Consider the following 18,561-nt stretch of genomic DNA (forward strand, 5'->3'; position numbering starts at 1 on the left):
AAGGGGAGTAGAATTGTTTTGAAGATTAGAGAGAAAAAGGATGCTCAGGGCAAAAAGCAGAAAAATAAATATTCTCTGCGCGCGAGGCTGCGAGGCTGGTTTCATCATGGCAGATTTATAGGATTTGACATACAGTCAATAATCATGGCGGTGCTCACAGGACTGACGATAACCACAACTGTTGTTATGGGGTTTCTTATTTACAATAGATTCAAGCTTGCGATAAAGCAGACTGCAGTGTCAAATGCAGAAAGTATGATAGAGAGTACTGTGGATAAAGTGGATACAGACCTGGCAGGCATTAGACAGATATCTAATGGAGTGAATTATAACATTATCCAGGAATATGACATCTCCAGTCAGGAGTTCAGCAGACAGTTCAGCCTTTTATATGAGGTGAATGTTGACAAAGTGCAGAGTATGGCGTTGTACGACAATTCCGGGAAGCTTGTTGCTGCGGAGCCGGTTGCAGTGCAGAAGGATAAGGTTAATGTCGAGGAACAGGAATGGTACAAGAATGCATCTGAAGATATAGAGAATATGCACTTTTCTACACCTCATATACAAGATCTGTTTCAAGATGGCGCCAATAGGTATTATTGGGTCATATCCCTCAGCCGTTCTGTTGATATCAATGATGGAGATAAGCCGGTAAACGGCGTGCTTCTGATAGATATGAAGTATTCCGTGATCGAGGAGGCTCTTTCAAGGATCAATGATTCTTCAAGTGAAACTTATTATTATCTGTGCAACCGTGACGGAGATATCATATACCATCCGCGAAGAGCAGAGATAGACAGAGGCTTTTTCACAGAGGAAAGTACAGAGGCAGCGGTATACGATGACGGTACATATGAGATCAAGATGACGGATGGCACAGAAAATGTTGTTGTCAGCAGTATAGCCTACACTGGATGGAAGATCATAGGAGTTGTCCCGGAAAGTGTTCAGACTGCTAGCATCAATCAGTACAGATATTACATCATAACTACGGTTGTAATATTGCTTATGATGCTCTTGTGGGTGAACAGGATCATAACAAAGAAAATCTCAAAGCCTATACTTAAGCTGAATGAATCAGTAAAGTCATATGAGACAGGTGGAACCACGGATATATATATTGGAGGATCTTCCGAGATAAGACATCTGGGATATTCGGTCAAGAAATCCTATGAGCAGATAGAGATTCTGATGCAGGAGATAATCAGACAGCAGAATGAGCGGAGAAAGAGTGAGATGGATGCGCTCCAGAGTCAGATCAATCCGCATTTCCTGTATAATACACTGGAGTCCATAACATGGATGGTGGAGGCGAACAGAAATACAGATGCAGTATTTATGATATCTGAGCTTGCAAAGCTGCTGAGGATAAGTCTGTCAAAGGGCAGAACTGTCATAAGGATAGCGGACGAGATCCAGCACAGCACGAGTTACATGAACATACAGAAGGTAAGATATAAAGAAAGATTTGCTACAGAATTTATCATAGACGAAGAGATAAATGACTATTGTACAGTTAAACTTATCGTGCAGCCGATCCTGGAAAATGCAATATACTACGGTGTGGGCAACATGGATGAGGACGATGGCGGCAAGATAACTGTCCGCGGTGAGAAGAAGGGCAATGACATCTACATTTCAGTTGAGGATAATGGCATGGGTATGTCGGAGGATGTTGTCCGGAACATCCTTGTGGACAACAATAAGGTGCCAAAGCATGGCTCCGGAGTGGGTGTTATCAATGTTCACTCCAGGATAAAGCTGATGTTTGGCAGCGAATATGGATTAAAGGTTTACAGTGAGCCGGACGAGGGAACAAAGGTTGTCATTCACATTCCAGCCATTCCTTACACGGAGGAGAACAGAGAGAGACTTGAGAGGCAGGATTTTGGAAGGGGGATGGTGACAGATGAAGAAGAGTAAGATAACCTTTCTGATCGCGGAGCTGTTTCTGGTGGTTATAGCCGGATTCTTTATACACCAGATATTCCGGGAAAATGTGCCTCAGAAAAGAGTAGCGGTCATACTTTCAAATTCCGGTGATAAGAGGTGGGATGGACTTATAAATGGACTAAAACAATCAGCAAATGTCAATGATGTCCATCTTATCATATGCAACACCGAAGATATCGAGTCAGCCCAGGATGAGAAGGAACTCATAGATGAACAGCTTGAAAATGATGTAGATGCATTCATAATTTGTCCTGCACCGGGCGAGGATACATCGGATATGCTGGGACAGCTTGGCGATGTACCATTTGTACTTATAACCCAGGATGCATACAGTGAAGATGGCGCCTCGGGATTTGTCACGATAAAACCTGATAACTACAAGATAGGATATACCCTTGGAGAACAGATCAGGGCAAATGATGCGGACGGACTCCGTGGCAAAAGCATAGGCATTATAACCGGATATTCCCAGACAGAGGGAAGTGTGAGCGGAAAAGCAGGACTTATGGATGCGATAGAAGGAACCGGATGCGAGGTGAGCTGGGTGTACAGCCGATGTGGCAATCAGAACATATGTGACATTGTGGATATTCTGGGAAAGGTGGACTACATGGTTGTGATGGACACATATGCGATCGATGAGATAGGAGAGAATGCGGATAACGGTATGTACAATGGCGCCCAGATATATGGAATGGGGACCAGCGTAAAATCTGTGGCGCTGCTTGATGCGGGCAAGATAAAGTGCCTTGTTATTCCGGATGGATACGGTGTTGGCTATGCCAGTGTGACAGAGGTAGTAAAGGGTCTGAACAGCAGATTGTATACGATGAAGAGTCGGGAGGAGGGCATAAAGATAATATACAGTGACGATTTGTTCTCCGATGATGTAGAGAGGTTTTTATATTCATATGAGTAGACAGAAACGAAGAAAAATATATGTGCTTTTGCTGGCAGCTGCGATGATAGTCTCGCTTATGGGCTGCGGCAGCAGCAATAAAAAATCAAACAAAACCATGAGAGTCGGGGTGGTCACTTATACAGCAGATGATCCATTCATAAATGCCATGATTGAAAAGGTGAAATCTCAGCTTAAGACTATGGAGACCACAAACATGAATGTGATAGTATCGGTGAGAAGTGGTGATAATGATCAGCGTGAGCAGGATGAGATAGTTGATGAGATGATAGATGCAGGCTGCGATGTGCTGTGTGTAAATCTTGTAGACAGAACCGCACCGGCAAATATTATCAAGTCAGCAAGGCAGAGTGATATACCAGTGATCTTTTTCAACAGAGAGCCGGTGCGTGATGACCTGATGCAGTGGGAAAAGCTCTACTATGTTGGCTGTGACGCAAAAGAATCCGGTGATATGCAGGGGGAGATTGCGGCAAATTATATAAAGAAGCACAGCGAAGTGGATCGCAACGGTGATGGCAAGATACAGTATGTTCTTCTGGAGGGGGAGGCCGGACATCAGGATGCCATAAGCAGAACCGACTGTTCGGTGAAGACCATCATGGATAAGGGAGTGGATCTTGAGAAGCTCAGTTATCAGTTTGCAGACTGGAACAGAGGTCAGGCGGAGAACAGAATGACTCAGCTTATAAGTCAGTATGGCAGTCAGATAGAGCTTGTCATATCCAACAATGATGAGATGGCACTGGGCGCAGTTGAGGCGTACGATAACTCAAGTATAAGCCGGGACAAATGGCCTGTGATCTTTGGAATAGACGGACTTGATGATGCTCTCCAGGCGATAAAGCAGGGAAACATGCAGGGAACAGTTTACAATGACAAGGAGGCCCAGGCGGGAGAGATAGCGCGGTTGGCAGTTGATCTCTTCAAGGGAAACAGCCTTGATGGTCATAATCTTGACGAGGGCAAATATTACGTGTCGCCTTACTGGAAGGTCGATGTTGACAGCGTGGATGATTTCCTGCACAGATAAAGGTAACTGACTGATACGTGAATAAAAAATTGTGAATTTAATATTCGGGAAGGATGCATATGGAAAATAGCTGGATAGAAGAATTTTACGGAGAGACGGATGCGGATAAGAGACTTGAACTGCTGGAAAATAACAGCACGGATATGGATGGTGACAGCGCCGGTTCGTCTACTGCCTTCCGTCAGAGATTGTGGACGGCGAGATATGGCAAGAGAAAGCCGAAGAATGATGCATTTGTGGGCTGCCTTATGGAGCTCAAATACATATCGGAGGGCGGTTCTGTTGACATCGGAGGTCAGAAAAAGAAACAGGCAGTGGAGATTATAAGCAAGCTCTGCCTGTTCGACGCAGACAGGAGAAGTGCCGAGGAACAGGAGATATTGCTATATGAACTCAAGAATGCGTTTCTCAAGTTCATCGAGGTGAGCAGAGGCGGCAGAGGTTTCACATCCATAGCATTTGGTATGGGGCAGCTCTCGGATGAGGGCGTGGCGAAGAAGATCGCAGATCAGATAAGCTCCATCGCATTTGACGCGCCGCATATGCTGCACATGGACAAGGAATTTGCCATACTTCAGAGCGCAGCACTGGCGGCATTCAGGCAGGAGTATCCGAACAGGGAGCATTTCTTAAGAAAATGATAGCATAGACGGAATGGCTATGTGTGAACAGATCAAAAGACCATCATGTATTTAGTGTTAAAATGCATGATGGTCTTATCTATTGTGCCTGTTTTGGCGTTATCTCATGAATGTATGGATTCGAAGATAGAATAAGTATCATCAGAATCCCTGGTGTTCATAAATATCACTTCATCCCTTGTCTTTATCATGATGATGGGATAACTGTCTGCGTATACATACAGCTCACATTTGCCGTAGGTGCTGCTCTTGAAATGGCCGATCAGGTATTCATCGGTGGCACCTCCGTTTGTGCGAACAAAATCATCGTCTGGCAGTTCATTCAGAAGCTGAACCTCCTCGATGTCATCATAATATATCTCCGATGAGTATATGGCAGCAGACACTGTGAGTTTGTTGGAGTCAAGATGAGTGTCAATATGCACGTTTATGAATGGCACAAGCACGCCTATCGTCCAGACAATGCAGGCGGTGATAAGGATATATGTAAGTCCTGTAAAAATCTTTGCGCTCCTGGTGGCATAGTTAAATGTATAATTTCCACTTTGCAATCTGTTCTGAACCAGCACATGCGGGTCGGAAGGATTGTAGTAATATCCGGTTTTCCAGTATTCGTCGTCATCCACGTAGAGAGGCTGGGTGTCGGCGACCAAGAGTTCACGTTTTCTGCTTTGTGCCATGAGGAGAGGTGCAAACAATCCGATGGCAGCAAGAGTCTGGACAAATATATAGACATAGAGTGTGGAGCTGCACAGCGAGACATCTACAAGCGCACCCTTGAAATTTAGGATATCAGAAAGCGAAATTTGCCGGGACTTACTGGCTGATGATATGCAATGAATCAGGGTGTCAATAGTGATATATACCCATGCGACAGCATTTGTTGCCGAAAGAATCAGCATTGCTAGTCCCTTGTATATCTTCATGGTTCTGTTGACGGTCTGGTTGAGCTGGGTATCCGAGCTGTACACAGTTCGCTCGTGCCGGTTTACATATATGTGGAATATCATGGATGTAAGTGACATCAGGACGGAGCAGAGTCCCATTATTATCATTGTGGTTGATATGACCGCACTTTTCCCTATCACAAATGGCACTAGGCAAATGAGCTCTACAAGGATTATTATTCCATGATAATTGAAACTGATCTCACTTTTGCCGATCTGGGTTGACACATTTGTATCAATGTAACGTTTTCTTCTTTGATCAGGGACCACCCAATCATTTTTCATCTTTAGGGCATACATTTTCCTGTGCGCAGAGTTGTTTGCATATGTTATCCAGAAACAGAATGCGATCATCCAGACAGTGTATGCCAGTATGAATATAATGATCTCCCAGAATACGACAAAGCACAGGGCTGTTCCAAGGATGAGATTTATCCAGATAATCCGGTTCATCTTACGTCTGGCAGCAGCAACAATATTCAGGACGGTTTCGTCTTCAATGTGTTCCTTTGGAATGTGGACACCCAGGAGCATTCCTTCGGTATACGAATAATTACTTGTATATACGAACTTCATTATGAGCAGTATGAAGAAGTTCATAAACAGGAAGATGATAAATAATGCTATGCTCATATGTTGCTCCTTTCTAGTAATTTAAGTGGATATTTGGATTGGAGAAGACTTCATTTTGGAATATACTTCATCGCATAACTTGAGAAAATCTTCCCGGTTCATCCCGGTTATGCTTGCCTCGGCGGACAGAAGTTCCAACTCTGACTCCAGCTTGTCACGGAACTCGGCGTTCATATTGATATTTTCTGATACAAATGCTCCAAGCCTTCTGTCAGTTCTGATATATCCCTCATTTTTTAGTATCTGGTATGTCTTATTCACAGTCATTGTGTTCACGCCGGCATCCGCCGCAAGCTGTCTTACAGTGGGAAGCTTTTCGCCTGGCTGTATCTCGCCTTTGCCGATTCCCTTTACTATCTGATTGCGCAGCTGTACGTATATGGGTGTGTCACTACTCATGTCAAGCTCTATGATCATGTGGTGGCCCTCCTTCTTGTATTACCTGTATTATAATATATAATACAGATTCCGCGATAAGTCAACTATGAGAAATCGCCGTATAAATAAAAATCATCCGTGAGCAAGTTGATTACCCACAGATGATCCTTATATCTTGTGAAATTTTATTTTTGTGTAGCTGATTTTTGCAGTTCCAATAATCGTTCATTTGAAATGATTTTTTCGGAAAAAGACTTTCTGATCAATTCAAAATCTGCTCCATTTGAAAAAAGACTGAGTATATTTTTCTCATCTTCCAGTCTTTTGAGTTTTTGAGATGGGGTTTCTTCCACTGTACCACCCATGATACTCACCATCCTTTCCTCATATTCATTGCCATCCGCAATATGTTTAATGATCCTGTTTATATAATTCATTATATCCAAAAGTTCTTCCGGTGACAATTCATTATTCTGGTAAAGTTTTGTAAGTTCGGTTCTAAAATATAACAGATCAGATAATGCAGAATCGATATTGCCCTTATTGCAGATTTCATTCTCATATCTCGTTATGTAAAATGGAATATAAGGAAACAGTCTATCAGAAATCATGTCTTCCTTGGAAATGTCCTTTAGCAAGATATTTTTACAATCATAATTTACGGATTCCCCATTTGGAAATTTCAATGAGATTTCTGTATATAAAGGAGTATGTTCACTGCTCTTAATATATACAACTACATATGCAGGCATATTTAGAATAACCCTTCCGTTTTCCCAAACGGCATTATTCCGAGCAGACAGAAAAGCATATTCGGCAATTCTGATCGCCATGGTGCCATCTTCATAGCTCTGGCATTCAATCAGGTAGGTATCACCACAAATACTCATCAATAGATCAGATTCACGTTCCTCGATTTTATCAGTATCTGGGTTTTCGATATAACTGTCAGTAGGTAAGATTGTTGGAACAATATTCAATGGATATGATTTGTTAAATGCTTTGTTGATCAGTGATATAAACAGACGCTTGTGATTGTATTTTAGAGTCTTGAAAATATCATCGTAGTCATTGTTATTTTTAGGCATATATTCCTCCTGTGTAAGATTGTTCCGGCCGGTAGGCACACTTTATAGCAATAAAAACAGGAAGTCAATAGATTTAGGCAAATGCGCTTATAAAGCGCAAAAATGACGCTCAGAGTGGAATTATCGAGGAAAAATGGGGGTGATTTTACATTTGGTAAAATGGTTTTTGAAAGAAATACTATTTGAGAAAAATAGAAATGCAGTTACAAAAAGGCTGATGATGTGAGTATCAGCCATTTTATAACTAAAAACATTTATTTTGGATGGGTCGCATCAACTTTGTTTACATAATCTTTTAATACCAGATTTATATATTGGCTGAAAGATCTGTCATCATTTTCGGCCAGTTGTTTTATTCTTTCTACTAGATCTTCATCGAGAGTAATACTTACTTTATTCTTTAATGGTTTCATTCAATCACCTGCCTTTTTTTGTAATATAGCATTGAGGTGTACTTTATATTGAAAAGTAGGATAAAGTATGATAAGGTAGGATAAAACGAAAGCGAAAATAATATACTTTTAAGGAGGGGAGAATATGTCTGAAATGGGAACCAAAGTTGCAGCAGAATTATGGGGAGTAACCCAAAGACGAGTTCAAGACTTTTGTAGAAATACAAATGATCCACGGATAACTCAGGACAAAAAGGGTTCACCATATCATATACCGGTTAATTACCCGAATCCATTTAAAGAAAAATAATAGGAGGAATCACAAATGAGAAGATTTATAAAAAAGCAATGTATAATTATGGCTACCTTATGTATGGCAGTGGGGGTAGTCGGATGTGGAGGTAGCAATAGTGGTAATGATGCAAAATCCGCTACTCAGGCTACAGTACAAGAAAATAAGGATGAAGCAAAAACTGTGTATAAAGAGTTGAATGATGCTGTAGAAAAGAGTACCGATGTGGCAGATGGTATTATAACTGTTTGGTATTATGGTATTTATGATGCTGATGATGGTGAGGGAAATGGGGAGGTATTCATAAATGATTTATGTGCCAAGTTAGGGGTAGATACTCAAACATTTATTGATATAAATAACAAAAATAACTTTTTTGAGGTTAGGCAAGGATTTGATGGATTATATCGTGTAAGAGTAGACTCATTTTCAAATGTTGTTAATTGTTATATAGAGTGTCGTAAAAACGATGGAACATATGATGATATAAGTAAGATGCTGGATGATGCAAAGAACAGTATAAAGAATATACCAGAGTCAGCGTCATATTATTCAAAATTAAAAGAATACTATGTTGAGGCAAACAGTTTCTATGAGTTCTGTTTAAGTCCAACAGGTAATTATGATGATGCAGGAAATAAGGTTGAGGAATTTAGGTCGAAATGTCAGGGATATAAGTCAGATTTATCTTTTGATTTAGAATAAAATATCATTTAAAGTTATGCATAACCCACTTGTGAAATTCAATTGAGCAAGTGGGTTATTTTCGATTCATATCGTTTTCAATTGCATTATTGGTCTTGATGTGATATTTGTACAGATAAGGACGAGGTGTTAAAGCTCATGAGCGTATTGACGCAGGACGAAAGATTTGAACAGGCGCAGGCTAACGGAAACAAATGAGAAACTGAACATATCAGTGGAGAAAGTCCAGAAGATAGCCGACACACTATAGGAGATGAAAAACATGCAGGTACACACACTTATATCTTCGGAAAATGGTCCGATCATCCTCTGGGTCATGTACCCACACAGGGGAGATGAACTGGAGCACACAGCGGATTCTATCAGAGAACTGGTGGGAGAAGAACAGTTTACACTTGTTGCGATACAGATAGATGACTGGAACAGGGATCTCTCACCGTGGAGATCGGATGAGGTCGATGGATCATTTGCCGGAGAGGCGGGACGGACACTGGATTATATAGAACATCAGGTCATACCGCAGTTGGATATTCAAAGTCGGGCGAACAGACCTCTTTATATTATGGGATATTCGCTTGCCGGGCTTTTTGCACTTTGGGCAATGTATCAGACTGATATATTTGCCGGGTGTGCCACATGTTCAGGTTCAATGTGGTATCCGGGATTTGTGGAATATGTAAACAGCCAGCCGACACTAGCGAATAAACGTATATACATCAGCCTCGGCGGCAAGGAATCGAGAACGTCAGACAGACTTATGGCAACTGTGGCGGATCGGACAAAGGAGATTTGCGGTCTGCTGAAGAAGGACAACGATGTGATATATGAGATAAATCCAGGCGGACATTTTGCCGATTCCGGGAAGAGGCTGGCGAAGGCTGTGAAGTGGATAGAGAAGGCAAAAGGATAACAAAAAGCACAGGAGAGCACATATATACAATCGTTCACTGGCAGAACGATACGAGGCATAACATATACCGGATAGATATATATTTTTATCGGAATAGATGATAATATATGGGGCAGACATATGGAGTAGATAGATTAATGGCAGACACGATCCGGTAAGTATATGCAGTGAAAAATCAGACCGTGGTAAGCCGGAAAGAAGGGCAACATGGGTAAACAGACAAAGAAAAAGAAAAGCACAGGAGCGGCAAAGGAGATATTTGCAAAGCCCCCAGGAAGGCTCGGCAAATGGAATGCGATAGCATTTGCAGTGCTTGTTGTGGGAGAGCTTATATACTATTATGCGGCAACACCGGCGATCAATATACAGAGTACAAGTTTCTGGGTATGGATGGTCATTTCAGTTGCGCTTGTTGGCTTTTGTACGCTTGATTTCACGGTGGAGAGTAATGATACCAGAAGTGTCGCAACGAAAGCAACGAAACCGGCAGCATGGATAGTAGTAATAATGATAGCGGTCGGACTCATTATGGTGGCGGCGTCATCCAAACTGTTTTGTGCATCAAAGTATGCAAGTCTCATCAATATAGAGGATGGAGATTTCCAGACAGATATCCCGGAGAGCAGGCAGATAAATGACATTGCGCTGATGGATACAAGCACAGCGAGGATCATAGGTGAGAGAGCCGTCGGTTCACTCTCGGATGTGGTCAGCCAGTACGAGGTCAGCGGCAATTACAGCACTATAGATTATAATGGCGCGCCGATGAAAGTCGCAGCACTCAATTATGCGGGCTTCATCAAATATATGAACAACAGGAAGAACGGAATCCCGGGTTATGTTCTTGTCGATCCGGTAAAGAATGAGGCACACTATATACAGACTGAAAAGCCTATAGTGTATTCACCTTCAGCGTATTTCAACAAGAACCTGTACAGACATGTCCAGATGGCTTATCCGACATATATATTTGAAGGTTTCTATCTGGAGCTCAGTGACGATGGCAATCCATATTACATCTGTCCGGTTCTTGAGTCGCATGCAGGACTCTTCGGTGCAAAGGATGTAAAGGGCGTGGTTATATGCGATCCGTGTACGGGCGATACAGAGTATCATGAAGTCAGTGATGTTCCACACTGGGTGGACCGTGTATATGATGGCGACCTGGTGTGCCAGAAATACGACTGGTACGGCGAGCTCTCAGGCGGCTACTGGAACAGCGTATTTGGCAATAAGGGCTGCAAGAGGACTACGGATGATTATGGTTACAAGGTTATGGACGGCGATGTGTGGGTATATACAGGTGTCACATCGGTAAATGGTGACGAGTCCAACATAGGATTTGCTCTGATGAATCTCCGGACAGGAGAGAGCAAATATTATAAGGTGGCAGGTGCAGAGGAATACTCAGCCATGTCATCGGCAGAGGGACAGGTACAGCATCTTGGTTATAAGGCATCCTTCCCATCACTCATCAATATCAGCGGAATACCAACCTACATCATGGTCTTAAAGGACAACGGTGGCCTGGTAAAGATGTATGCGCTTGTCGATGTGGAGAAGTACAATATTGTAGCTACAGGCACTACCCAGAAGGACGCACTTGCGGCATACAACAAGCTGCTGGCAGAGAACGGACTTAAGAGCACGCAGAGTATGACGGACGATATACCAAACAGACAGATCACGGTAGCTGATATCAAATATATCAACATGGATGAGACGACATATGTGTATATCACGGATGAAAATGGCAATGTATACAAGCAGGATTTCTCAGAGAACGAGGAACTGATATTTATACAGAGCGGGGATAAAATAAAAGTATTTTATCAGGAATCAGACAACGGCATAAATGACATAATATCTGTTGAGAGATAGATTTATTCACTAAATAAAAGCTCTCCCTGTGATAAACAGGGGGAGCTTTTTGCATGATAATGTGGTATTATAGAAATATCTTATTGAGAATAAATCTATATAACTGATTAATTATGATTGACAAGGAGGTTATTATCATGGATAAAAAGGCGATCTACAGTTTATCATACGGGATTTTCATGTTGTCCACAAAGCTGGGCGACAAGGCAAATGGCTGCATCATCAACACCTGTATACAGGTGGCGAACAATCCAACGCGGGTTGCGATATCGGTTCTCAACACGAATTACACATGTGATCTGCTCAAGGAGAGTGGTGTGTTTGCCCTCAGTGTACTTGACGAGCAGTGTACATTTGACTCGATAAAGCACTTCGGTTTCCAGTCGGGAAGAGACGTGGACAAATTCGAAGGAATAAGGATGCCGGAGGATGTCAACGGAATCCCTTACATGGGCTGGTATGCCTGTGCGGTTATCAGTGGCAGGGTAGTTGAGAGCCATGATCTCGGAACGCACACGTTGTTCATCGCGGAGGTGGTTGATGCAAAGATGCTGTCAGACAAGGCTCCTCTCACATATGCTGATTATCAGGCACATGTAAAGCCAAAGGCAGACAAGCCTCCTAAGACAGATAAGAAGATAGTGGGATGGCGCTGCAAGATATGTAACTATGTATATGAAGGAAGTGAGCTCCCGGCAGATTATGTATGTCCTCTGTGTGGACACGGAGCAGACGACTTTGAACCTATATATGAGTAATGTAAGATATGCCGTTATCGGCAAGAAATGAACGGTTTCAAATCTTGAAAAAGTTGATTTCTTGCCGGTAACGGCATATACTATCTATATACAAAACACTGTGCAGATGATAAAAGCCCATTGCGTAAAAGGAGGGATTTTCATGGGTTATATTTCAGTTGCAGAGACTGCAAAAAAATGGAATGTGTCAGAACGAACCGTTAGAAATTACTGCGCTCATGATAAGATTCCTGGGGCTTTTCTGACGGGAAAGACGTGGAATATACCGGATTCTGCGCAGAAACCAATGCGTCAATCTGCGGGAGAAGAGAACCGGGATCTGCTGACTGTGCTGAGAGAAGAGAAAAAAAATGGAATTAAAGGTGGCATTTATCATAAGATACAGGTGGATCTCACTTACAATTCCAATCATATAGAGGGCAGCAGGCTCAGTCATGATCAGACACGGTATATATATGAGACAAATACTATAGGCGTGAGTGATCAGGCGATAAATGTTGACGATATAGTCGAGACGACCAATCATTTCAGGTGTATAGATCTGGTGATCGATGATGCAAAGAACTTATTAAGTGAGAAAATGATAAAGGAATTGCATTTGATTCTCAAGAATGGAACTCAGGACTCACGAAAAGAATGGTTTGCGGTGGGAGATTACAAGAAAGTTCCGAATGAGGTGGGCGGTCATGATACGGCTTTGCCGGAAGAAGTTCCAGAGAAAATGAAAAATCTCCTTGCAAGATACCGCAAGCTCAATGAAAAGACACTAGATGATATTCTGGATTTTCACCATGAATTTGAAAGTATTCATCCGTTTCAAGATGGCAATGGCAGGGTTGGCAGGCTGATATTGTTCAAGGAGTGTCTGAAATATGATATAATTCCATTTATCATAGATGAAGATCTCAAATGGTATTATTATAGAGGACTTTCAGAATGGAATAGAGAAAGAGGATATCTGCGGGATACCTGCCTTACTGCGCAGGATAAGTTTAAAAAGTACCTGGACTATTTCAGGATACAGCACAGAGATTAAAATAATGGAGGAAATTATGGACAGAGAAAGAATGATGAAGAACGTAGCAGAGATATTCAGCCGCGGTGCGGTGGAGAAGAATCTTCCGGCATGGGTAAATATGCGCCACGCCTGGAAAGCAAGTGATGCGGCGAGAGACAGAGGGCTTGAATATCCGGCAAATGTTGTACAGATAAAGAATCTGGATTACAAAAAGGAGCTTGATGAGGTCCGTTTCAATGAGCTGATTGAAACATGGGACAAAGGTGTAGAGAGGAACATTATATTCTTTGCCGATTCCGGGGATGCCGCAGACGTGGATTCTGCAAGCTATACATCCAACAGCTACATGGATATCTGCGTTCCAATATCGTATATGACAGATGAAAACAGAAAATATCCGGTGATAGTGAGCGTGCATGGCGGAGGCTGGTTCTATGGTGACAAGGAACTGTACAGCCACTATTGCTGCCTTCTTGCGGAGCACGGGTACGTGGTGGTGAACTTTAACTATAGATTGTCACCGCAGAACAAATATCCTACGGCCATAGAGGATGTGGCGTATCTCATTCGGTATATCCATGAGAATGCGCAGACACTTGGAATAGACATGGATAATTTCTATATGGTCGGTGACTCGGCGGGGGCACAGCTCACGGCAAATTATTGCATCATAGCATCAAACAGCGATTACAGGGCAAAGCTTGATTTCTTCACATATGATCTACTGCCTAAGAAGGTATGCCTTAACTGTGGTGCATACAAGATGGCAGAGAGAAATGACAATATATCCGCATGGTATCTGAGAAATGATGTGGATGATGACCAGAATAGTGACGGAAAAACAAGTTCACACGACAAAGCTGAAAAATGTGAAAGTAAGAAAATAAGCCAGGCATATGCTGTGACGGAGGAACAGTACAAGTTGTTTATGGATCAGCTTGATTATATAAATACTGATTTCCCGGAGGCGTACCTCATGTACAGTGTAAATGATGATCTGGCATCACATACAAAAGCGTTGGATGAGGTGCTGAACAAAGTTGGAGTTGCACATATCACAAAAGCGTATGGACAGAACAATCCTGACAGCGGCCATATATTCCATATGAATATGTACAATCCAGAGGGAATACTCTGTAACGAGGATGAGTGTGCATTTATGAAATAAAAAAACTGTTTGACAACACGACATCAGAATGCTATCCTAAAAATCAGATAAAGGCAAAGACAGGAAGGAGTACTTAAGTCACTGTCACTTCAGAGAGTAGGCGTTTGGTGCGAGCCTATAGGACACCTTAAGGAAGCAGTCCCCGAGCTGTGACCGCGAAAGTTTTCCGGGTAGTGGTCAACGGAAGGTTCCACGTTATAGGAACAACGATAGTGATGGCTGTCGGCTGAGAGCAGGAATAAGTTCCTGAATTTAGGTGGTAACACGGACAAGAAAGTTCGCCCTAAGCATATTATAAGTATGCTTAGGGCTTTTATTTTGCGTTTTCAGGGTGACAAGCGGCTGCGATGCGCGAGCTTGCTCGCGGGCATCGGCAGATGCGGAGTAATCTCGAAGAAAACGCAAGTTAAAACCAACAATCAGCAAACACAGACAACAAGGGATCAAGAGATATAAAGGAGTGTGTATCATGAGAAAATTCGAAAAATCATCAAAGCTTGACAATGTGTGTTACGACATAAGAGGTCCTGTTATGGACGAGGCAAACAGAATGGTGGCTGAAGGGGTAAATGTCCTTAAACTGAACATAGGAAATCCTGCACCGCACGGACTTATGGCACCTGATGAAGTTGTAAGGGATATGGCATATAACCTCAGAGATACCGAGGGATATTCGGATTCAAAGGGACTTTTTTCTGCAAGAAAGGCGATCATGCAGTATTGCCAGCTGAAGAATATTCCAAATGTGGGAATCGATGACATATATACAGGAAATGGAGTCAGCGAACTTATCACCATGTCCATGCAGGGACTGCTTGATTCGGGAGATGAGATACTTGTCCCGATGCCTGACTATCCGTTGTGGACGGCTTCTGTTAACCTGGCAGGAGGAACAGCGGTTCATTATCTTTGTGATGAGCAGTCCAACTGGTATCCGGATATAGAAGATATCAAGAAAAAGATAACATCAAGAACAAAAGGAATCGTAGTCATCAACCCTAACAACCCTACAGGAGCTCTCTATCCAAAGGAGGTTCTTGAGCAGATAGTTCAGGTTGCAAGGGAGAATGAACTTATCCTTTTTGCCGATGAGATATATGACAGGCTCGTCATGGATGATAAAGAGCATGTGGCTCTGGCTTCACTGGCACCTGACCTTTTCACGATAAGTTTTAACGGACTGAGTAAGTCACACCGAGTTGCAGGTTACAGAGTTGGCTGGATGTGTCTGTGCGGAAACAAGAGCAATGTGAAGGGATACATAGAGGGACTTAACCTCCTGTCATCCATGAGACTTTGCTCGAATGTTCCTGCTCAGAGTATAGTTCAGACCTGTCTTGGAGGCTACCAGAGTGCAGATGAGCTGCTCTTGCCGGGAGGAAGGATCTATGATCAGAGGGAGTATATATACAAAGCACTCTGCGATATACCGGGAATAAGTGTGGTTAAGCCGGAGGCAGCGTTCTACATATTCCCGAAACTTGACAAGGAGAAGTTCAACATCACAAATGATGAACAGTTCGCTCTTGATCTTTTGAGGGATAAGCACATCCTCGTCACATGTGGAACGGGATTTAACTGGAAGGATCCGGATCACTTCAGAATAGTATATCTTCCGAATATGGAGATACTCAAGGCAGCAACAGCAAAGCTGGCTGATTTCCTGAGCTATTATCATCAGTAAAATATAAATATATGGGAAATAATAGGTAGGCTGAGATTTCAGTCTGCCTATTATTTTTTTATTCCCAAAATATGACAAATGTTATAAAATTAACATAATAGATAAACTATACCAGGGGGCACAAATGTATAAGATAGCAATTTGCGATGATGAAAGATATTTTAGAAATGAAATATACAGGAGACTTGAGGACTATTTGAAAAGAAAAAATATAGAATACGAGATAGATATATATACGACGGGAGAGGAATTGTGTGAGTTAGGTGAGAAGATCGTAAATTATTTAATTGTATTTTTAGATATCAATATGAAGGGCATGAATGGAGTTGATGTTGCGCAAAGGATAAGATTATATAGTGAAAAAATATTTATAGTATTTATCACAGCATATATAGACTATTCAATTGATGGATATAAGGTTGGAGCGGTTAGATATTTATTAAAAAACAATGAGAATTTTCAATTTGCTATTGAAGAATGTATGGATGCAATTGACAAAAAGATCAATACTTCAAGGGAGATAAGACGATTTATATTCACAGAGGGTCCGCTAGAAATAATGGTTGAAAAGATAATATATGTCGAGAGTAGTCTTCATAGATTGGAGTTTCACATAAGTGGAGAAAGCGGCGTAAAAAACATGTATGGACGACTTGATGAATTAGAAGAAGAATTTAAAGAAAATAGATTTATCAGGGTTCATCAGAGTTTTTTGGTTAATTTAATGTTTGTCAAAAAGGTTTCCAGGTATAGTGTTTTACTACTTACAGGAGAGTCGATACCCATACCAAGGGCAAGGTATAGGGCGGTGGAAGAAAAGTATATTGCATTTAAGGGGAGAATGTAGATGTTTGAATATATTGGAAGTTTATTTATTGTTATATTTGAGACGTTTTGTTGCAATATATTTTTTCAGAGCTTTGTATATAAAAGAGATAAATTAAAAGAATGGCAAAAAATTACGCTATTTGTTGTTATGGTAATATGTTTTTTTGCCAGTGGATTATTGCTATCATCTGTCCAAATAATAAAACTGATAGTTGCAATAATAAGTATCTCAACAATAATGTTTTTGACTTATCAAATAAGTATATGGCGTTCAGTAATTTTAGCCATGTTATTTTTGGCTATGGCGTGGGGGATAGATTATGTAGTTTATGTAGGAAATTCCCATATATTGTCGCAAGCGGGAGATGTAAAAAGTAAATATGAGATGCAGGGGGTGCTGTTGATAGTAATAGACAAGATGGTATTATTTCTGATTATCTTATTTATAAAGCGTTTCTTTTATCGGAAAAAAACAGAGATGCTTAGGGATTCAGAGTGGTTAAAGTTTATTGTATTTCCTATATTCACTATTATGGTTATAGCTGGAATGATAGCGGCTTTTTCTGATATAGATAGTCCAAAACAGATAGGGGTTGCTTATATGATAGCATTTGGCATGATAGGAATGAATTTAATCGTATATGTAATTTTGAATAGTGTGATTGATAACGCTATAGAGCAACACGAAAAAGAAGTTCTTGAAATACAAGTAAAAAATCAATTGAACCTGTATGATTCGATATCAAAAAATTATCAGAGACAGAAGCGTATTTCACATGAGTTCAAAAATCATATTTTATGTATTTCTGCATTGGTAGATAACCATCAGTATATTGATTTGGAAAATTATATAAATAAGATGAAAAACAAAATTAGGTCTGACGAAATATGTATAGACACGAATCATGTTATTGTAAATTCAATACTTAATGAAAAATATAATGAAGCGACTGAAAAAGGGATCTTATTTGTAGTTAAAGTGAATGATTTAAAAAATCTCAATATAGAAAATGAAGACTTGGTAGTATTGTTGGCAAATTTACTTAATAATGCAATTGAAGCCTGTGAAAAATGTGATAGTAAAAAAATTATTATGTTTAGATTCACCGTAGAGGATAATGAGACAGTTTTGTCTGTTGAGAACTCATACAATAGAAAATATTTATCATACCGGGGAAAGGAGATTGTCACAAATAAAAGAGATATATTCGATGAACATGGAGTAGGTATAAAAAATGTTGTAAGTATAATAGATAAATATAATGGAACATATACGATTGGATGTGAAGATAATAAGTTTTATTTTTCAATTGTATTATGATAAATTGCCTGA

18 protein-coding genes and 1 other annotated feature are annotated in these 18,561 nt (G+C 41.0%); of the genes, 14 read left to right on the top strand and 4 right to left on the bottom strand.

The window, feature by feature from the left end:
- Positions 1-18 precede the first annotated feature (18 nt).
- Genes ABUA31_RS07590 through ABUA31_RS07605 form a run of 4 tightly spaced genes read left to right on the top strand, consistent with a single transcriptional unit; the run spans position 19 to position 4,546 of the window.
- Positions 19-1,923, top strand: a complete 1,905-nt coding sequence (locus ABUA31_RS07590; RefSeq protein ID WP_349819066.1) for a cache domain-containing sensor histidine kinase — start codon at positions 19-21, stop codon at positions 1,921-1,923.
- Entirely contained in the window at positions 1,910-2,872 is a 963-nt protein-coding gene (locus ABUA31_RS07595) for a substrate-binding domain-containing protein (RefSeq protein ID WP_349819067.1), read from the top strand. Before ABUA31_RS07590 ends, ABUA31_RS07595 begins: the two co-directional genes overlap by 14 nt.
- Positions 2,865-3,905, top strand: coding sequence for a galactose ABC transporter substrate-binding protein (locus ABUA31_RS07600; RefSeq protein WP_055280358.1), 1,041 nt, complete (start codon positions 2,865-2,867; stop codon positions 3,903-3,905). Before ABUA31_RS07595 ends, ABUA31_RS07600 begins: the two co-directional genes overlap by 8 nt.
- A 59-nt stretch (positions 3,906-3,964) precedes the next feature.
- Entirely contained in the window at positions 3,965-4,546 is a 582-nt protein-coding gene (locus ABUA31_RS07605) for a DUF6553 family protein (protein WP_055222391.1), read from the top strand.
- Positions 4,547-4,650: 104 nt separating this feature from the next.
- Here the strand turns inward: ABUA31_RS07605 and ABUA31_RS07610 are convergent, their stop codons facing one another.
- The 4 genes from ABUA31_RS07610 to ABUA31_RS07625 form a co-directional block, all read right to left on the bottom strand.
- Positions 4,651-6,126, bottom strand: a complete 1,476-nt coding sequence (locus ABUA31_RS07610; protein ID WP_349818680.1) for a PH domain-containing protein — start codon at positions 6,124-6,126, stop codon at positions 4,651-4,653.
- 21 nt (positions 6,127-6,147) lie between these two features.
- A complete protein-coding gene (locus ABUA31_RS07615; protein ID WP_055222393.1) occupies positions 6,148-6,543 on the bottom strand; it encodes a GntR family transcriptional regulator in 396 nt (131 codons plus the stop codon).
- 146 nt (positions 6,544-6,689) lie between these two features.
- Positions 6,690-7,592 carry an RpnC/YadD family protein gene (locus ABUA31_RS07620; protein WP_055222394.1) on the bottom strand — a complete coding sequence of 301 codons (903 nt, stop codon included), beginning with the start codon at positions 7,590-7,592 and terminating at the stop codon, positions 6,690-6,692.
- Positions 7,593-7,846: 254 nt separating this feature from the next.
- Positions 7,847-8,005, bottom strand: a complete 159-nt coding sequence (locus ABUA31_RS07625; protein ID WP_055222395.1) for a CopG family antitoxin — start codon at positions 8,003-8,005, stop codon at positions 7,847-7,849.
- Positions 8,006-8,129: 124 nt separating this feature from the next.
- On the opposite strand from ABUA31_RS07625, the gene ABUA31_RS07630 reads away from it, so the two are divergent.
- From ABUA31_RS07630 to ABUA31_RS07675, 10 genes are all read left to right on the top strand, one after another.
- The gene (locus tag ABUA31_RS07630; protein ID WP_118649502.1) at positions 8,130-8,294 is read left to right on the top strand and encodes a helix-turn-helix domain-containing protein; all 165 of its coding nucleotides are present in this window, start codon (positions 8,130-8,132) and stop codon (positions 8,292-8,294) included.
- Between the two features lie 15 nt (positions 8,295-8,309).
- Positions 8,310-8,981, top strand: coding sequence for a hypothetical protein (locus ABUA31_RS07635; RefSeq protein WP_118649501.1), 672 nt, complete (start codon positions 8,310-8,312; stop codon positions 8,979-8,981).
- Between the two features lie 262 nt (positions 8,982-9,243).
- Complete coding sequence (locus ABUA31_RS07640) at positions 9,244-9,891, top strand: alpha/beta hydrolase (RefSeq protein WP_055272000.1); 648 nt, start codon at positions 9,244-9,246, stop codon at positions 9,889-9,891.
- Between the two features lie 207 nt (positions 9,892-10,098).
- Complete coding sequence (locus ABUA31_RS07645) at positions 10,099-11,772, top strand: hypothetical protein (RefSeq protein ID WP_022217424.1); 1,674 nt, start codon at positions 10,099-10,101, stop codon at positions 11,770-11,772.
- A gap of 137 nt (positions 11,773-11,909) precedes the next feature.
- Positions 11,910-12,530 (top strand): flavin reductase, encoded by a 621-nt coding sequence (locus tag ABUA31_RS07650; RefSeq protein ID WP_055271999.1) that lies wholly within the window; start codon positions 11,910-11,912, stop codon positions 12,528-12,530.
- 142 nt (positions 12,531-12,672) lie between these two features.
- Positions 12,673-13,566, top strand: coding sequence for a Fic family protein (locus tag ABUA31_RS07655; protein WP_117875315.1), 894 nt, complete (start codon positions 12,673-12,675; stop codon positions 13,564-13,566).
- 16 nt (positions 13,567-13,582) lie between these two features.
- Complete coding sequence (locus ABUA31_RS07660) at positions 13,583-14,716, top strand: alpha/beta hydrolase (protein WP_055271998.1); 1,134 nt, start codon at positions 13,583-13,585, stop codon at positions 14,714-14,716.
- Between the two features lie 47 nt (positions 14,717-14,763).
- Positions 14,764-15,005 (top strand) — a binding site (T-box leader).
- A gap of 180 nt (positions 15,006-15,185) precedes the next feature.
- Positions 15,186-16,400, top strand: coding sequence for an aminotransferase class I/II-fold pyridoxal phosphate-dependent enzyme (locus ABUA31_RS07665; protein ID WP_055146066.1), 1,215 nt, complete (start codon positions 15,186-15,188; stop codon positions 16,398-16,400).
- 124 nt (positions 16,401-16,524) lie between these two features.
- The gene (locus ABUA31_RS07670; RefSeq protein ID WP_055271997.1) at positions 16,525-17,247 is read left to right on the top strand and encodes a LytR/AlgR family response regulator transcription factor; all 723 of its coding nucleotides are present in this window, start codon (positions 16,525-16,527) and stop codon (positions 17,245-17,247) included.
- Entirely contained in the window at positions 17,248-18,549 is a 1,302-nt protein-coding gene (locus ABUA31_RS07675; protein ID WP_055271996.1) for a GHKL domain-containing protein, read from the top strand.
- The last annotated feature ends 12 nt before the right edge of the window (positions 18,550-18,561 follow it).

It is taken from the genome of Coprococcus sp. RTP31081st1_H1_RTP31081_211007, from assembly GCF_040227275.1.
Lineage (GTDB): Bacteria > Bacillota > Clostridia > Lachnospirales > Lachnospiraceae > Coprococcus > Coprococcus aceti.

What these genes read in the sequence shown, in the direction of transcription:
- ABUA31_RS07640 (WP_055272000.1), top strand. Translation starts at nt 9,244, where the DNA reads ATGCAGGTACACACACTTATATCTTCGGAAAATGGTCCGATCATCCTC.
- ABUA31_RS07635 (WP_118649501.1), top strand. Translation starts at nt 8,310, where the DNA reads ATGAGAAGATTTATAAAAAAGCAATGTATAATTATGGCTACCTTATGT.
- ABUA31_RS07610 (WP_349818680.1), bottom strand. Translation starts at nt 6,126, where the DNA reads ATGAGCATAGCATTATTTATCATCTTCCTGTTTATGAACTTCTTCATA.
- ABUA31_RS07645 (WP_022217424.1), top strand. Translation starts at nt 10,099, where the DNA reads ATGGGTAAACAGACAAAGAAAAAGAAAAGCACAGGAGCGGCAAAGGAG.
- ABUA31_RS07595 (WP_349819067.1), top strand. Translation starts at nt 1,910, where the DNA reads ATGAAGAAGAGTAAGATAACCTTTCTGATCGCGGAGCTGTTTCTGGTG.
- ABUA31_RS07630 (WP_118649502.1), top strand. Translation starts at nt 8,130, where the DNA reads ATGTCTGAAATGGGAACCAAAGTTGCAGCAGAATTATGGGGAGTAACC.
- ABUA31_RS07670 (WP_055271997.1), top strand. Translation starts at nt 16,525, where the DNA reads ATGTATAAGATAGCAATTTGCGATGATGAAAGATATTTTAGAAATGAA.
- ABUA31_RS07620 (WP_055222394.1), bottom strand. Translation starts at nt 7,592, where the DNA reads ATGCCTAAAAATAACAATGACTACGATGATATTTTCAAGACTCTAAAA.
- ABUA31_RS07625 (WP_055222395.1), bottom strand. Translation starts at nt 8,005, where the DNA reads ATGAAACCATTAAAGAATAAAGTAAGTATTACTCTCGATGAAGATCTA.
- ABUA31_RS07675 (WP_055271996.1), top strand. Translation starts at nt 17,248, where the DNA reads ATGTTTGAATATATTGGAAGTTTATTTATTGTTATATTTGAGACGTTT.
- ABUA31_RS07650 (WP_055271999.1), top strand. Translation starts at nt 11,910, where the DNA reads ATGGATAAAAAGGCGATCTACAGTTTATCATACGGGATTTTCATGTTG.
- ABUA31_RS07605 (WP_055222391.1), top strand. Translation starts at nt 3,965, where the DNA reads ATGGAAAATAGCTGGATAGAAGAATTTTACGGAGAGACGGATGCGGAT.
- ABUA31_RS07665 (WP_055146066.1), top strand. Translation starts at nt 15,186, where the DNA reads ATGAGAAAATTCGAAAAATCATCAAAGCTTGACAATGTGTGTTACGAC.
- ABUA31_RS07655 (WP_117875315.1), top strand. Translation starts at nt 12,673, where the DNA reads ATGGGTTATATTTCAGTTGCAGAGACTGCAAAAAAATGGAATGTGTCA.
- ABUA31_RS07660 (WP_055271998.1), top strand. Translation starts at nt 13,583, where the DNA reads ATGGACAGAGAAAGAATGATGAAGAACGTAGCAGAGATATTCAGCCGC.
- ABUA31_RS07600 (WP_055280358.1), top strand. Translation starts at nt 2,865, where the DNA reads ATGAGTAGACAGAAACGAAGAAAAATATATGTGCTTTTGCTGGCAGCT.
- ABUA31_RS07615 (WP_055222393.1), bottom strand. Translation starts at nt 6,543, where the DNA reads ATGATCATAGAGCTTGACATGAGTAGTGACACACCCATATACGTACAG.